Genomic DNA, 281 nt, shown 5'->3' on the forward strand with positions numbered 1-281 from the left:
TGGCCTATGCTGTCGCCACGAACAGATCGAGAATCCGGGGAGGATGGCTCTCCGCGGGCCCAGCTATGGAAAAAACAGCATTCGTCTTTGCCGGTGGAGGCAGCCTCGGTGCCATGGAGGTCGGCATGTTGCGGGAACTGGTGAAGTGGGGCATGGCGCCGGACATTGTGATCGGCGCATCGGCCGGCGCCATCAACGGCGCGTATTTAGCCTGCCATCCGCACGAGGAAGGCACGGCCAAGCTGGAGAGCCTCTGGCGCGGCATTCGCCGGGCCGAGGTG

At 64.4% G+C, this 281-nt stretch carries 1 protein-coding gene; it reads left to right on the forward strand.

Annotation, left to right across the window (positions count from 1 at the left end; translation table 11 throughout):
* Positions 1–65 precede the first annotated feature (65 nt).
* A partial coding sequence (locus SB751_RS29740; protein ID WP_410748989.1) for a patatin-like phospholipase family protein occupies positions 66–281 on the forward strand: 216 nt, incomplete at its 3' end.

It is taken from the genome of Cupriavidus sp. SIMBA_020, from assembly GCF_046535395.1.
Classification (GTDB): Bacteria; Pseudomonadota; Gammaproteobacteria; order Burkholderiales; family Burkholderiaceae; genus Cupriavidus; species Cupriavidus campinensis.